The organism is Candidatus Dependentiae bacterium (assembly GCA_013821315.1).
GTDB lineage: Bacteria > Babelota > Babeliae > Babelales > Babelaceae > JACDHA01.
In genome coordinates, this window is sequence record JACDHA010000016.1 from 18,553 (window position 1) to 31,948 (window position 13,396).

Sequence of the window (13,396 nt, forward strand, 5' to 3'; positions counted from 1 at the left end):
TTATATGGTTGATACACAGATAACACCAAAACGCGTTCTGACAGGCGAAGTAATTTCTGATAAAATGGATAAGACTATAGTAGTGAAAGTAGAACGTACTTACACTCATCCACGCCTTCAGAAAGTGATGCGTATAGCAAAAAAGTATAAAGTACATGATGAGTCTGAAACAGCTCATGCGGGTGATTTAGTAGAAATCTACGAAGGTCGTCCAATGAGCAAGACAAAATATATGTATTTAGCTCGTGTTGTAAGGTCTAAAAATCCAAGCAATCCAGCTTAATAACTAGGACAATGTTATGCTTCAAAAAGAATCTTATTTAGAAGTAGCCGATAATTCTGGAGCTCAGCTTTTACAAGTAATCCATATATTTGGAAGTACCGGTAAAAGATATGCTCGACTTGGCGATAAAGTAAAATGCGCCGTTAAAAAGGCTATTCCTGGCGGTCAGGTTAAAAAAGGTGACGTGGTTGACGTAGTTATAGCACGCACTCGTAAAGAAAACCGTCGCGCTGATGGTAGTTATATCCGCTTTGGTGACAATGCAGGTATTATTATCAAATCAGTGGAAGACAATACGCCTATTGGATCCCGTGTGTTTGGTCCTATAGCAAGAGAATTACGTGCTAAAGGTTTTGATAAAATAGTATCGTTAGCACCTGAAGTTGTATAAAGGATAGACACACATGTTACGTATTAAAAAAAATGACACGGTAATTGTTCTTACGGGTAAAGATAAAGGCAAACGTGGTACTGTACTTGAAATAGTGCTAGATAAAAATCTAGTTAAAGTAAAAGGTATTGCTGTTGTAACTAAACACGTAAAAGCAAAACGTCAAGGTGAAAATTCAGGTATCGTTAAACAAGAAGGTTATATTAACGCTTCTAACGTAATGCTGGTTTCACCTGTTGATAATCAACCGTGCCGAGTAAATTTCAAAACACTTGAAGATGGTAAAAAAGTTCGTGTATCTAATCGTACTCAACAAACTATCTAAGTGATATAGGTTAAGGATAAGAATGAGCAAAGTCGTTCAAAACGCAGGCACTAAATCACGCCTTCACGAAACATACACTGCGACTTTGCGTCCACAATTACAACAAGCACTTGGTCTTTCTAATATTATGGAAGTGCCAAAGCTTAGAAAAATAGTAATTAACGTGGGCGTTAAAGAAGCTGTTGCTGATAGCCGAGTATTAAATACTGTAACTGCTATGCTTGATAATATTGCTGGTCAAAAGTCAGTAAAAACTCTAGCACGTAAATCTATTGCAGGATTTAAAATACGTGAAGGTATGCCAATCGGCGCTATGGTAACATTACGTGGTAAGCGTATGTATGACTTTTTGGATAAACTAATTAATTTAGCACTTCCAAAAGTACGTGATTTCCAAGGCTTGCCAATAAAATTGGATGGTCGTGGAAGTTATAACCTTGGTATCAAAGACTGGAGTATTTTTCCAGAGGCTGATACTAACGCTGAAAAAACATTTGGTTTAAATGTCACGATACAGACAACGGTAATTAATGATACTCATGCTTTTGAGCTTCTTAAAAGTTTTGGTATGCCGTTCCGTAAAGCAGTCGTAAGGTAAAAAATGGCAAGAAAAGCGTTAATTGAAAAAGCAAACAAAACTCCTAAGTTTGCAGTAAGGCATCGTAACAGATGTAAATTATGCGGACGACCACGTGGATTTATCGGAATATTCCAAATGTGTCGACTCTGCTTTAGAGAACTTGCATCCCGTGGGGCATTGCCAGGCGTAAAAAAAACAAGTTGGTAATTTCAAAGGATCTTAATGTCAGTTGATACAATAGGTGATTTCCTAACGATAATACGTAATGGCGTATTAGCGTCAAAAAGAGAAGTGGTTGCACCCTACTCAAACTTAAAGTATGAAATAGCTCAAATTCTCAAAGCTGAGGGTTTTGTTCGTGATGCTTTAGTACAAGAAGGTGACGATAGCCACAAACAGATTAAACTATCACTTAAATATGTTGATGGTGAATCTGCTATTCATGAAATTAAACGTATAAGTACTCCTGGACGTCGAAATTATAAAGGCGTCGCCAGTGTTAATCCGGTAATTGGTGGTCTTGGTATTACCATATTAACTACCAATCGTGGAGTAATAACAAATAAAAAGGCTCGCCAACTTTCAGTAGGTGGTGAAGTTCTTTGTACGGTCTGGTAAGGTACTGCTATGTCAAAAATCGGTAGAAAACCTATAGATATAGGTGGCGCACAGATAGAAGTTAAAGGTAATGAAGTTCATTACAAAGGCAAAAAAGCGTCCGGTGTTTATGTAATACCCTCTCTTTTAGCTATAGAACTAAATGGTAAAGAACTTAGTTTAGTGCCTCAGCAACAAACAAGCGATACTAATAGAGTATGGGGTTTGCATCGTGCATTACTGGCTAATAAAATTACCGGTGCTGATGTAGGCTTTGAAAAACAAGTACGTATAGTGGGGCTTGGTTATAAAGCATTACTTACGGGAACAAACATACAATTTGCTCTTGGTTTCAGTCATAAAATCGATTTTCCTTTACCACAAAATATTACCGTGGAAATCGATAAAAGCGGCCAATTGATGACATTTAGATCTTCTGATAAAGATCTTTTAGGTCAAGTATGTAGTGATGTTCGCTCGTTACGTCCACCAGAACCGTATAAAGGTACTGGTATTCAATACGTTGGTGAAGTAATTAGACGTAAAGCTGGAAAAGCTAAATCATAATAGATGTGGAGCTAACACGTGTCTGTAGAAAAAAATATAGCTGCACGTACACAAAGAAGAGCACAACGTGTACGTCAACGCTTGAAAAATGGGGAATCTCCTCGTGTTTCAGTGTTTAGAAGCTTAACTAATATTTATGCTCAAATTATTGATGATAAACAACACAAAACCCTTGTAAGCTGTTCATCGTTAGAACTTAAAGATCTAACAGGTGATAAGCAAGCAGTAGCGCGTGCAGTTGGTTTAGAACTTGCACAGCGTGCTTTAAAAAATGGTGTAACAACCGTTGTGTTTGACCGTGGTCCCTTTTTATACCATGGCAGAGTAAAAGCGCTTGCTGAAGGTTTGCGTGAAGGTGGATTACACATATAATGTTGTCGTAGGAACATAGAATGGCAGAAACAAAAGAATTCGTAGATAAAGTAGTAAGCGTAAATCGCGTTACTAAAGTTACTAAAGGTGGAAAAAGATTTTCTTTTTCAGCTTTTGTAGTTTCAGGTGATCAGCATGGGCGCGTAGGTATCGGACTTGGAAAAAGTCGTGAAGTATCGACCGCAATTGCTAAAGCTACTGCTTTAGCTCGTAAAAAAATGATTACTATAGCATTACGTGGTACAACTATACCTTATAACGTTGCTGGTAAACACGGATCTACACGAGTAGTTATCAACTCAGCCTACAAGGGCACAGGGTTAATAGCTGGTGGTGCAATGCGTGCATTACTTGAAGCAGTTGGTGTAAAAGATGTTCTTGCTAAATGCATAGGCACATCACGTTGTGGTCAAAACGTAGTAAAAGCAACGCTTAATGCTCTGTCTAAGTGCAGATCAGCAGAACGCATTGCTCAGCTTCGTGGTAAAACAATTGAGCAAGTAGTGAAAGGTGATGATTATGTCAATGCTGAGTAACTTAGTCTCAATAGTTAAAAAACGTAAAACGATAGGTCGCGGCGGTAGTCGTGGTGGCACTTCAGGTAAAGGTAATAAAGGTCAAAAAGCTCGCTCAGGCGCGCATATTGGCGTACTTTTTGAAGGTGGCCAAATGCCACTAACTAGAAGATTACCAAAACGTGGATTTACAAATGCTCCATTTAAAATAACTTATGAAATTGTCAATCTTGTACAATTAAATACTATATTTGATAATGGTGCAATTGTTACCAAAGAAGCTCTTATTGAAAAAGGTGTTATAAAAGCTGGTAAAAAAGCTTTAGTTAAGGTACTTGGTAATGGTGCTCTTGACAAGAATCTTATTGTGCATGCTCATGCTTTCAGCAAAACTGCAGCACAAACAATATCAGATAAAGGCGGAGAAGTTCACGTAATAAAGGAGAAGTAAGTTGTGGTTTTGCTCAAAAATTTCGGAAATATATTTAAAATTCCGGAGCTCACTCGTAAGCTGTTGTTCTCTCTCGGTGTCTTAGTAGTATCCAGAATTGGGACGTTTATACCGGCGATCGGTATCAACGTTCCACTTTTAGCCGAGCATATGAAAAGTGCTAAAATATTTAGCGGATTATTGAGTTATTTTGATACCTTCTCTGGTGGTGCATTACAGCAATGTACTATTTTTGCTCTTGGTATTAGCCCCTATATTACTGCTTCTATCATGATGCAAATGCTTAGTATGACGGTTCCGTCTCTTGAGCTTCTCATGAAAGAAGGAGATTATGGGCGCAAAGTTATAAATCAATACACGCGATATTTAGCCTTACTGTTAAGTATTGGTTATGGTGTGGCTTATGCCTTGTATTTAAATAACGTTAATGCTACCACTACTCCGGGGCTATTAGTATCTCCAGGACTAGGGTTTACTTTGCTTTTTACTTTGTCACTTACTGTAGGCTCAATGTTTACTATGTGGCTTAGTGAACAGATTTCTCTGTTTGGCATTGGTAACGGTAGCTCAATGATAATTTTTGCAGGTATTGTTGCTCGTTTTCCTGGATATTTTATAAAGATACTTACCCAGTTACCTACGTATAAAAGTCTTTTAGTGTTGCTCTTATTTTTAGTTATAGCAGCAAGCATTGTATTTTTAGAAAAGGGTGAACGTAAGATTCCTGTTCAATATGCTCGACGTATTATTGGTCAACGTGTCTATGGTGGTCAAAGCACTTATATACCGTTTAAGATCAATACAGCTGGAGTGATGCCTGTAATTTTTGCATCATCACTTTTAAATATTCCGCTTTTTTTAGTAGGTGTTTTAGTAGAGCGCTTTACCTGGCTTAAAGTTGTATCAAATGCATTAAATAGTGGATTATTATATAATGCACTTGAATTTGCTTTGATCATATTTTTTACTTTTTTCTATACAGCAATCGCCTTTAATCCAACTGAATTAGCTGATAATATCAAAAAAAGTGGTGGTTTTATTCCTGGAATTAGACCGGGCAAACAAACCGCAGATTTCTTTGACTTTATATTAACTCGTATAGGCTTAGTTGGCGCTGTTTATTTAGGCGTGCTAGCTATTGCTCCTAACGGTATAGAATATTGGTTAGGATTACGTGATATCGGTGTGGTGATTGGTGGTACTTCTCTATTAATTATGGTCGGCGTAGCATTAGAAACGTCAGCTCAGATAGAGTCTTATCTTATTGAACACCGTTATGAAGGTTTCTTGACATCAGGCAGAATGAAAAGTAAGGTTGCACGTTGAGCCAATTACATAAAGATATAGTAATTTTTCTTGGTCCACCTGGTTCTGGTAAAGGTTCATTGTCACAATTATGTGTTAGGCGACTAGGATGGATGCAGTTTTCTACAGGTAATCTCTGCAGAGAGCACATTGCTAATGCAACAGATATAGGAAAACAAATAGATTTTGCTATAAAATGTGGTAAACTTATTTCTGATAGCCTTATAATTGAAATGGTAGAAGAATGGCTTCGGTTGCAGTTAATGCAACCGCGAGCAATAATTCTTGATGGTTTTCCACGTACAACAGTTCAAGCTACTGCTTTGCATAAGCTTTTGAAATCTGATGACTTTAAAGATGTAAATTTGCATGTAGTAAAAATGAGTGTTCCTGATGAGCGCATAATAAAGCGCTTATCAGCTCGGTTAATTTGTCGAAACAACAAATGCCAAGCGGTTTACTCATTGCATCCAGAAGCGTCTTTAAAGCCCAGACAAGAAATGGTATGCAATGAATGCGAAGATATTTTAGTACGTCGACCAGATGACGAAGAAAATGCTATAAAAGAACGTCTGCTTATTTATCATAAGCATGAGTTGGATCTTATTAATTTTTATACAAGTGTTGATCAACCTATTACGTTACTAAATGTAGAGCGATCACTTGAAGATGTGTACGCTCAACTTATTAATTGTGTAGGTGTTGAATTTTCATGATTACTATTAAAGATAATCAAGCTATTGAAAAGATGGCTACAGCAGGTAGACTGCTCGGCCAAATGCTTGAAAATATAAAAGAATTATTAGTACCTGATATATCTACTCTTGAGCTTGATACCTGGATAGCAAGTTATTTAAAACAACATAATTTAGTGTCAAGTACTAAAGGATATATGGGGTATAAACACTCTAGTTGTATATCAGTAAACGATGAAGTAGTACACGGTGTACCTCAAGCAGCTACGAAGTTAAAGCAAGGTGACCTTGTTAAAATTGATGTATGCGCTGCTTTTAGTGGTTATTGTGCAGATATGGCTCGTTGCTTTTTTATAGGCAGTGCATCTGTTGAAGCACAAAACTTTGTTGCTACAGCTTATAGTGCTCTTGATAAAGGCATTGAAAAAGCTGTAGTAGGTGGTCGCTTAACTGATATATCAGCTGCTATCCAAGCAGAGGTTGAGTACTATAATTATGGCATAGTAAGAGAGTTTGCTGGTCATGGTATTGGCAAAAAGATGCATGAGGATCCTGAAATATTAAATTATGGAAAACCTGGGTGTGGACCTGTACTTAAAGCAGGAATGGCTTTTGCTATTGAGCCTATGATTACTATGGGTAATCACCGTATTAATATATTGCGCGACGGGTGGACGGTTAAAACTGTCGATAAAAGCTTGGCTGCTCATGTAGAAGATACGGTTATTATAACTCAGCAGGGTCCAAGAATCATAACAAGATTATAAGGCTATAAGGTAAAGATCGTATGAGTACGAATCCAAAAGATGATGTAATAAGAGTTGATGGTATTGTTAAAGAAACACTACCCAATGCTATGTTTCGAGTTGAAATTGAAGGTGGTCACGTTGTTCTTGGACACGTTTCAGGTAAAATGCGCATGAACTACATTCGAATTTTACCAGGAGACAAAGTCGCTCTTGAACTTTCCCCTTACGATTTAACCCGTGGCCGTATTGTATTACGGTATAAGAGCTAGCATGAAAAGCTAACACATAAGGTACAGCACAATGAAAGTAAGAACATCAGTAAAAAGAATATGCCGCGATTGCCGTGTGATTAATCGCGAAGGCATTGTACGTGTAATTTGTAAAAAAAATCCTCGACACAAGCAACGTCAAGGTTAATTAAGAGGGCGCTATGGCTAGAATAGAAGGTGTTAATCTTCCTCGTGAAAAACGCATTGAATATGCATTGCCGTATGTTTTTGGTATTGGATTAAAAACGGCACGCGACATTTTAAATAAATTAGAAATCAATCTTGATACACGTGTTAAAAGTCTTTCTGATGAAGAAGTAGCTTCAATACAAAAAGAGATCTCTTCAGGATATGTTACTGAAGGTGACTTGCGTAAAGAAATCAGACTTAACATTAAACGTCTTCAAGACATTGGATCATATCGTGGTTCACGACATAAAAAGTCATTACCAACACGTGGTCAAAGAACAAAAACCAATGCTCGTACACGTAAGGGACCACGTAAAGCAGGTTCAGCGGTAGCATTAAAACGTAAAGTAACTAAAAAATAATAGTATAATTTTATAGTACGTAGCGAAGGATAGAATGACCTACAAGAAAAAAACTAAAAAAGTAAAAAGACACGTTGATTCAGCCGTAGCTCATGTTAAATCAACGTTTAACAATACGCTTGTATCTATTACAACACCTGAAGGTGATGTATTGTTACGTGGTAGCTCCGGCAGATTAGGCTTTAAGGGCGCTCGTAAGGGCACTCCTTTTGCTGCAGCTCAAATTGCTACCACATTAGCAAAAGATATGGTAGCTCTAGGGATTAGAACCTTAGAAGTTAACCTACAGGGCCCAGGAGCTGGACGCGATTCAATAGTTCGCACATTCCAGTCTTCTGGAATCAATGTTTCGGTGTTGCGTGACGTAACTCCGTTACCACACAATGGATGCCGAGCTCCTAAAAAGCGTCGCGTATAATTAGTAAGTTTGTATAGTTAAGAAAGATAGAGCCACATGGAAAGAAGATCCAACGTAAATGCAGATCGTTCTCAACAGGAGCAGCAACAACGCAGCTCAAAACGTCCACGTAAAACGTCAGAGTATGGACGTCAGTTAGAAGAAAAACAAAAAGTAAAAGAAATGTATGGCATGCGTGAAAGCCAATTTAAACGTTTCTTTGCAATAGCTACTCGTAGTCAAGTTGCAACTGGTGAAAGCCTTTTAAGCTTGCTTGAGCGTCGTCTTGATAATGTTGTGTTTCGTATGAAGCTTGCTTCAACGCGTGCACAAGCACGCCAAATTATTGTTCATGGCCATGTTTTGGTTCAAGGCAAAAAAGTGTATTCACCGTCTTATTTAGTAGTTGTTAACGAAGAAATATCACTTGCTCCTAACGTAGCTGAAAAAGCGGGTTTTCTTGAGCAAGTTATTGATAAGCGTTTAAGCTCTAACGTAAAAGTTCCTGATTGGATGGAACTTGATAAAAAAGGACGTAAAGGTCGTATTTTGCGTTTACCAGTACGCTCTGACGTTCAAACTCCTATTGAAGAGCATTTGATCGTAGAGTTGTATTCGAAGTAATTTGATGGCGCCATTTTACTTATACTTAATTAGTTATAAAGGAAATGGCGATACGTGTTAATGGTTAAGGTTCAGGAGATTTAATGTCTAAAAAGAAGTATCAACCCTTAACAATTCCACGGCTTAGTTGGAAGAGAGAAACGTTGAGTAACACTTTTGGTGAACTCGTCGCCCAACCGCTTGAGCCGGGATTTGGAATTACTTTAGGGAACGCTTTAAGGCGTATATTATTAGGGGGCGTAGAAGGTTCTGCGGTAACAGCGGTTATTATCCAAAATGTTAATAACGAATTTTCTGCACTTGAAGGTATTGTTGAAGATACTATGCAAGTGGTGTTAAATATTAAAGGTTTGGTAGTTCGTAATAGTACGGGTGAACCTGGTAAAATGACACTTAACGTTACTGGAGAAGCTGTTGCCAGTGCAGCAGATATCGTTACTGATGAGCATCTAGAAATAGTTAATAAAGATCATATTATAGCTCATGTTGCTCAAGGTGGTACGCTTACTCTTGAATTTACTGTTGAATCAGGGCGTGGCTATCAAGCGGCACAGTGGCCGGTAGGCAAAGCACTACAAGAAGATAATACTATCTATGTAGATGCAATGTTCTCACCAATAAGAAATATAACATTTGATGTAGAAAAAACTCGTGTTGGTCGTGATATCGATTATGATAAGCTTACTATAGCTGTTGAAACTGATGGATCAGAAACACCGGTTGATGTAATGCATTATGCAGTATCATTACTACGTACACAGCTTGAGCATTTCTTGTTAACGGTAGAAATTCCTTTCAATGAAATTTCTGCTGTACCTGAAGAAGAAAAGCGTGAGCAACAACCACAAGTAGAAGAGTCTCTGCTTAAAGGCATTCCAGTCGATCTTCTATTAAAGCCAATAGACGAACTAGAGCTTTCTGTAAGAGGCCATAATTGTTTGGTTAATGCGGGTATTAAAAGAGTGATTGATCTGGTAAATCTTACAGAAGATGAAGCTCTAAAAATTAAAAACTTTGGACGTAAATCCTTTAACGAAGTAGGCGAAAGCTTAAAGCCTTATGGCTTATCTTTTGGTATGAACATAAAAGAATCTGACGTTAAAAAAGCACTTGAAAATAAAGATAAGGAAGCAGATCATGAATCATCAAAATGGTAGAAAAAAACTAAATCTGCCTACAGCGCATAGAATCGCCATGCTGCGTAATCAAACTATTATGCTTATTGAACATGGTCATGTGGTAACAACTAAAGCACGTGCTAAAGAATTACGTCGCTTTGCTGAAAAGTTAGTAACACTTGCGCGTGAAGGTAACAACTTTAATGCGCGTCGTCGTGCTAAAGCTATATTGCCTTATAAAGAAGAAGCTCTTGTTAAGCTTTTTACTGATATCGCTCCTCGCTATATTCATCGTCCAGGTGGATACACACGCATTATACCTTTAGGTAAACGTATAAGCGATACAGCTACTATAGCAAAAATTGAATGGGTATTATAAGCAGTCCACTTGATCAAAATCAAGCACTTGTTGAACGTATCAAAGAGCAACTAACTACTATACGCCCTTTAGTAAACTTACATGAGGGTGATATAGAGTTTGTCTCTTTTATTGACGGCGTAGTCTCCTTACGACTACATGGCGCTTGCGTCGGCTGTCCTCTTTCTTTCTATACGCTTAAGCTTGGCATAGAACAGCAACTTCAAGAATCTATTCCTGAAGTACGCGAAGTCGTTGCTGTAGATTAGTAAAAATAGCTCCCAATCAGTTGTTTCTGTTGGGAGTTTTTTTATGCCTTCTCTTCTATTAATTCAAATTATAATTTTTCAACCGGTTGACAATGGCTGTGTATGCTGTACATTTGCTATTATAATTACAACTATTATAGTTAAATAAATATACGGGGACACTTCATGTATAAATCAACTAAAGCATATATTGCTCTAGCTTTATTTTCTTTAGCATTACCGCAAGCTCAGCTTAGTGGGATGCAATCTAATTCCAATAGCGCAGTATCACATAATGCTTTAAAGAAAAGATATGACTTTTTAGAGTCTGAAGCTCAAAAGAATTCTGATCAGGTAATGAGTCTAATAGTGACCAAACAATCTCTTAAACAAGCACAAGCTTTAGGTGCAAAAAGTGCAACTGATCAAAAACTGAATAAGATTAATGAAGAAATAGCACAACAGCTGAGTACCGGTAAGCGCATCTTAGAAAATTTAGATTATACTGCCGAAACCCTTAAAAAGACACCTGTTACAATAAATGATCAACTGCAAGAAAGAAGAGCTCAATGGATTGCCAGGCAACCCCTACAGAGCGATAGTTTTGAAGATCTTTTTAAAGCTTCCGATGCTCAACATTCTGCTGCAGTGAGTACAATAGGGCATGATTTAAGAGCGGTTGGTAATGATCTAAAAGCAATTCAAAGTAAAGTAATAGAGCAACAGCAACAAGCAAATACGCGAAGGCAAGAGCTCTTGCAGCAGTCTAGGCAGGATCTTGATAGCTTACACGCTCTTATTGCAACACCTGCACGTATACAACCTCAGTCTAGTGTGCTGAATGTTCAAGCAGCTGCACAACGAGCACTTCCGCAGATTAACTCTATTGATGTTGTTGAGCCATTAAGAAACGTGCTTAGTGAAGCACAACAGCAACTTCAAGCCGCTCCTAGTGAAATTCAACCGAATTTACCTCTAGTTAGAGCTGGTCGCTTATTAGCTGACGAAGCAGATGATGAAGATAACAACGGGCTATTAGCACTTCAAAAAATTCAGTATCTAGGAAATTATATAAAAGATACTGTTAATGAGCATCGCTATATAACTGCAGGAGTAGCAGTAGGTGTAGGTGCAGGAGCTTTATATGCCTTTAATAAGCCTGTACGAGAAAAATGTAATAAAACGGCACGACAAGCTAAAGACAAAGTAAAGGCTACTTGGCAGGAGCTACAAGAGACTAAAGTTACAGCAAAAGGTGCTGCTGGATTATTAAGCCTTGCAGCTATTATTGCTTTTACAAATGCTCATCGCGATGTAGTAGCTACTTCTACAGCAAGTGCTTATAACTATGTAACGAATAATAAAAAAGCTAGTTTAGCTACGTTAGCTACTGGAGCAGCGCTAGCTGGTTTACTTAGGTATGCTTTTTATAGAAAAGATCTAGTAGATGCTACGCGTGCTAAGCATAAGTTAATACAAACTACCATGGCTAAATTTATCGATTCTTTAACGTTACCTCAGTGGGCATACTCAGGCATAGATAAGGTAATTACAAGAGCTTACTATACTCCTGAAATTTTAAAAGCGAACACAGATTTGTGGAGTGCGCTTTCTGAAGATCAAAAAGCTTTAATTAATCAGTTAAATAATTAAATATACCTGTATATAAAACTATGAAAGTTTTACTATGACTCAAAAGAAAATGTTTTTTAGTATTGTTTTAAGTTTAGCGTTTCTTAGTAATAACTGTGCTCAAGCAGCAGATCTTACAACGAGCAAAGCAGCTTTTTATGTAAAGAAAATGTGTGCTAATCTTAAAGCAACTACGTATAGTGGTTTAAGTAAAACAAAAGCTTTATTGTATAGAGGTAAAACTAAAGTTGCTCAACCAGGTGATTACATAATTACTCGTGGTATGGCTGTTAAAACCGTGGTAGCTGCTGGTGCACTCTATGGTATAGCACGAGGTCTTCAAAAGCTTAGAAAATAGCATAAGCTATAACTAGTAATAAGTTACGCTCTTTTCAAGATTATGATACTCTATATACTTAACAATTAGACAAATACTTAAGGATTGTATGAATAAAACCAATAAAAAATTAGTTATAGCATTAAGTGTAGTAGGTCTTCTAAGCATGCCAATAAACATGCGTGCTCATGGTTTTTCTGCTCTGTCTTCTAAGTTTAATTCTAAGCTTAGCTCTAGTACAGTTTTTTTTATTATGCTAGGCAGCTATATAACTTATAAGCTGTATAAACGTTATCAAACAACTCAAGAACAAGAAATTGAAGAACAAGAAATTCAAGAGCAGCAAGAATTAGCTGTAGAAAACGAATAATTTAAAAAGCTTTTTTCTGTTATAAAAGTTTATTATTTTAGTAACTAGTTATTACTTAAGGGTTGTATGAATAAAAGCAATAAAAAATTAATTATAGCATTAAGCATTGTTGGCATACCTGTTAGCATCAATGCCCACTTTTTTAATAAAAAAGTAGTTGCTACAACAGGTGTTACTGCAGGCGTAGCTTTAGCCGCTCTTGCTTATAAAAAACGGCAAGCTCTTAAAAATGCAGCAATAGCGACTAAAGAAAAAACAGTTGAGCTTTACGATAGAGCAGTATTTGCTGCCGGAATTAAAGTTTTGGAATGCCAAGAATGGTGGCAAGAGTTTGATAAAACTCCATTAAACTATGCTGACATTACAGCAGCTACTGCTTTTTGCGGTACAGCATACGGTCTTAAAAAGCTTGATGATACCTATAATGTTGGTCGTAAAATAGTTAATGCAACTAAAGCTACCGCTCGCGTAACTTCTGGCTTGATAGGTACTATAGCTAAAGCAACACCTGGAGTAGTTTATCGTAACAGCACAGAAGCTTGGGCGTATGTAAATTCTCATAAAACACAAGTGGCTGTTATTACTGGTAGTTTAGGGGCAGCCTATATCTTATGGCAAATTGGCAAAAGTGTTAATGCCGATAGACAGCAGAATTTAACAAC

25 protein-coding genes are annotated in these 13,396 nt (G+C 37.3%); all 25 read left to right on the forward strand.

Translation table 11 applies throughout. The features are described 5' to 3' along the window. Nucleotides 1-4: 4 nt before the first annotated feature. Nucleotides 5-283 (forward strand): 30S ribosomal protein S17, encoded by a 279-nt coding sequence (gene rpsQ, locus H0X48_04495; GenBank protein MBA3954548.1) that lies wholly within the window; start codon nucleotides 5-7, stop codon nucleotides 281-283. Nucleotides 284-299: 16 nt separating this feature from the next. Continuing rightward, nucleotides 300-674 (forward strand): 50S ribosomal protein L14, encoded by a 375-nt coding sequence (rplN, locus tag H0X48_04500; protein ID MBA3954549.1) that lies wholly within the window; start codon nucleotides 300-302, stop codon nucleotides 672-674. A 13-nt stretch (nucleotides 675-687) separates the two neighbouring features. Further along, a complete protein-coding gene (gene rplX, locus H0X48_04505) occupies nucleotides 688-999 on the forward strand; it encodes a 50S ribosomal protein L24 (protein MBA3954550.1) in 312 nt (103 codons plus the stop codon). A 22-nt stretch (nucleotides 1,000-1,021) separates the two neighbouring features. Then, complete coding sequence (gene rplE, locus H0X48_04510) at nucleotides 1,022-1,597, forward strand: 50S ribosomal protein L5 (protein MBA3954551.1); 576 nt, start codon at nucleotides 1,022-1,024, stop codon at nucleotides 1,595-1,597. 3 nt (nucleotides 1,598-1,600) lie between these two features. Next, entirely contained in the window at nucleotides 1,601-1,786 is a 186-nt protein-coding gene (locus H0X48_04515) for a type Z 30S ribosomal protein S14 (GenBank protein MBA3954552.1), read from the forward strand. A 15-nt stretch (nucleotides 1,787-1,801) separates the two neighbouring features. Next, nucleotides 1,802-2,197: a 30S ribosomal protein S8 gene (rpsH, locus tag H0X48_04520; GenBank protein MBA3954553.1), complete on the forward strand. Its 396-nt coding sequence runs from the start codon at nucleotides 1,802-1,804 to the stop codon at nucleotides 2,195-2,197. Nucleotides 2,198-2,206: 9 nt separating this feature from the next. Beyond that, a complete protein-coding gene (gene rplF, locus H0X48_04525) occupies nucleotides 2,207-2,743 on the forward strand; it encodes a 50S ribosomal protein L6 (GenBank protein ID MBA3954554.1) in 537 nt (178 codons plus the stop codon). A gap of 36 nt (nucleotides 2,744-2,779) precedes the next feature. After that, nucleotides 2,780-3,115 carry a 50S ribosomal protein L18 gene (locus H0X48_04530; GenBank protein MBA3954555.1) on the forward strand — a complete coding sequence of 112 codons (336 nt, stop codon included), beginning with the start codon at nucleotides 2,780-2,782 and terminating at the stop codon, nucleotides 3,113-3,115. A 20-nt stretch (nucleotides 3,116-3,135) separates the two neighbouring features. Further along, the gene (gene rpsE / locus H0X48_04535) at nucleotides 3,136-3,651 is read left to right on the forward strand and encodes a 30S ribosomal protein S5 (GenBank protein MBA3954556.1); all 516 of its coding nucleotides are present in this window, start codon (nucleotides 3,136-3,138) and stop codon (nucleotides 3,649-3,651) included. Then, nucleotides 3,629-4,081 (forward strand): 50S ribosomal protein L15, encoded by a 453-nt coding sequence (rplO, locus tag H0X48_04540; protein MBA3954557.1) that lies wholly within the window; start codon nucleotides 3,629-3,631, stop codon nucleotides 4,079-4,081. Before rpsE ends, rplO begins: the two co-directional genes overlap by 23 nt. Nucleotides 4,082-4,084: 3 nt before the next feature. Then, nucleotides 4,085-5,407 carry a preprotein translocase subunit SecY gene (gene secY / locus H0X48_04545; GenBank protein MBA3954558.1) on the forward strand — a complete coding sequence of 441 codons (1,323 nt, stop codon included), beginning with the start codon at nucleotides 4,085-4,087 and terminating at the stop codon, nucleotides 5,405-5,407. Next, nucleotides 5,404-6,102 carry a nucleoside monophosphate kinase gene (locus tag H0X48_04550; protein ID MBA3954559.1) on the forward strand — a complete coding sequence of 233 codons (699 nt, stop codon included), beginning with the start codon at nucleotides 5,404-5,406 and terminating at the stop codon, nucleotides 6,100-6,102. Before secY ends, H0X48_04550 begins: the two co-directional genes overlap by 4 nt. Then, nucleotides 6,099-6,848 (forward strand): type I methionyl aminopeptidase, encoded by a 750-nt coding sequence (gene map, locus H0X48_04555; protein ID MBA3954560.1) that lies wholly within the window; start codon nucleotides 6,099-6,101, stop codon nucleotides 6,846-6,848. Before H0X48_04550 ends, map begins: the two co-directional genes overlap by 4 nt. A 20-nt stretch (nucleotides 6,849-6,868) precedes the next feature. Beyond that, nucleotides 6,869-7,099: a translation initiation factor IF-1 gene (gene infA / locus H0X48_04560; GenBank protein MBA3954561.1), complete on the forward strand. Its 231-nt coding sequence runs from the start codon at nucleotides 6,869-6,871 to the stop codon at nucleotides 7,097-7,099. Nucleotides 7,100-7,130: 31 nt separating this feature from the next. Next, complete coding sequence (gene rpmJ / locus H0X48_04565) at nucleotides 7,131-7,247, forward strand: 50S ribosomal protein L36 (GenBank protein ID MBA3954562.1); 117 nt, start codon at nucleotides 7,131-7,133, stop codon at nucleotides 7,245-7,247. Nucleotides 7,248-7,260: 13 nt separating this feature from the next. After that, complete coding sequence (gene rpsM / locus H0X48_04570) at nucleotides 7,261-7,650, forward strand: 30S ribosomal protein S13 (protein MBA3954563.1); 390 nt, start codon at nucleotides 7,261-7,263, stop codon at nucleotides 7,648-7,650. A 34-nt stretch (nucleotides 7,651-7,684) separates the two neighbouring features. Continuing rightward, nucleotides 7,685-8,068 (forward strand): 30S ribosomal protein S11, encoded by a 384-nt coding sequence (gene rpsK / locus H0X48_04575; protein ID MBA3954564.1) that lies wholly within the window; start codon nucleotides 7,685-7,687, stop codon nucleotides 8,066-8,068. A 36-nt stretch (nucleotides 8,069-8,104) separates the two neighbouring features. Then, the gene (rpsD, locus tag H0X48_04580; protein MBA3954565.1) at nucleotides 8,105-8,671 is read left to right on the forward strand and encodes a 30S ribosomal protein S4; all 567 of its coding nucleotides are present in this window, start codon (nucleotides 8,105-8,107) and stop codon (nucleotides 8,669-8,671) included. An 83-nt stretch (nucleotides 8,672-8,754) separates the two neighbouring features. Continuing rightward, on the forward strand, nucleotides 8,755-9,828 hold the full coding sequence (locus H0X48_04585) for a DNA-directed RNA polymerase subunit alpha (GenBank protein ID MBA3954566.1): 1,074 nt from the start codon (nucleotides 8,755-8,757) through the stop codon (nucleotides 9,826-9,828). Then, nucleotides 9,809-10,168 (forward strand): 50S ribosomal protein L17, encoded by a 360-nt coding sequence (rplQ, locus tag H0X48_04590; GenBank protein ID MBA3954567.1) that lies wholly within the window; start codon nucleotides 9,809-9,811, stop codon nucleotides 10,166-10,168. The genes H0X48_04585 and rplQ overlap by 20 nt, the downstream gene beginning before the upstream one ends. Then, the gene (locus H0X48_04595; protein MBA3954568.1) at nucleotides 10,156-10,416 is read left to right on the forward strand and encodes a NifU family protein; all 261 of its coding nucleotides are present in this window, start codon (nucleotides 10,156-10,158) and stop codon (nucleotides 10,414-10,416) included. Before rplQ ends, H0X48_04595 begins: the two co-directional genes overlap by 13 nt. A gap of 165 nt (nucleotides 10,417-10,581) precedes the next feature. After that, on the forward strand, nucleotides 10,582-12,048 hold the full coding sequence (locus H0X48_04600) for a hypothetical protein (protein MBA3954569.1): 1,467 nt from the start codon (nucleotides 10,582-10,584) through the stop codon (nucleotides 12,046-12,048). A 34-nt stretch (nucleotides 12,049-12,082) separates the two neighbouring features. Continuing rightward, nucleotides 12,083-12,385 (forward strand): hypothetical protein, encoded by a 303-nt coding sequence (locus H0X48_04605; protein MBA3954570.1) that lies wholly within the window; start codon nucleotides 12,083-12,085, stop codon nucleotides 12,383-12,385. Between the two features lie 88 nt (nucleotides 12,386-12,473). Beyond that, on the forward strand, nucleotides 12,474-12,734 hold the full coding sequence (locus H0X48_04610; protein MBA3954571.1) for a hypothetical protein: 261 nt from the start codon (nucleotides 12,474-12,476) through the stop codon (nucleotides 12,732-12,734). Nucleotides 12,735-12,800: 66 nt separating this feature from the next. Further along, on the forward strand, nucleotides 12,801-13,396 hold a 596-nt coding region (locus tag H0X48_04615), incomplete at its 3' end, for a hypothetical protein (protein ID MBA3954572.1).